The sequence below is a fragment of the Paenibacillus sp. NPDC056722 genome (genome assembly GCF_042790635.1).
In the GTDB taxonomy this organism is placed as follows: Bacteria; Bacillota; Bacilli; order Paenibacillales; family Paenibacillaceae; genus Paenibacillus_AQ; species Paenibacillus_AQ agri.
On the sequence record NZ_JBHTYV010000033.1, the window covers coordinates 1 to 508 of the forward strand.

1 protein-coding gene is annotated in these 508 nt (G+C 58.5%); it reads left to right on the top strand.

Annotation, left to right across the window (positions count from 1 at the left end):
- On the top strand, positions 1 to 508 hold a 508-nt coding region (locus tag ACFRAM_RS28645; protein ID WP_379470433.1), incomplete at both ends, for a DNA cytosine methyltransferase.

Consider the following 508-nt stretch of genomic DNA (forward strand, 5'->3'; position numbering starts at 1 on the left):
CAAGATATTCAAGCTGATGGATTCCACCACTCTGTACGCCGATATCCCCGAGGAGTATCGGCGGTACAGGGTCGATACATTTGATGACAAGTATAAGAAGCTTGACTGGAATTCGATCAGCCGTTCAATAACCGCACACATTGCCAAGGATGGATACTGGTATATCCATCCCGAGCAGTTGCGAACTCTGACCGTTCGGGAAGCGGCGCGTCTGCAGACTTTCCCGGACCGATTCCGCTTCGCGGGCACCCGAAGCGACGCGTTCCGCCAAATCGGTAACGCTGTTCCACCGATGCTCGGGCGGGCTGCCGCCATGGCGTTACGGCCGGTGTCTGAAGATGAGCACGCGCGTGACCCCCACTGTGACTCATCCCGTTGGGTGGAAGCTCGGCAGTCGCTGACGGAATGGGCGAAAAAGCAAAGGAGGGGGAAGCATTGGTACGCCGTGCCCGGGAATGGCGTCACCATTCCGGTGGCTGCGATTGCGGCCGTATTGACCAGCCGTGCC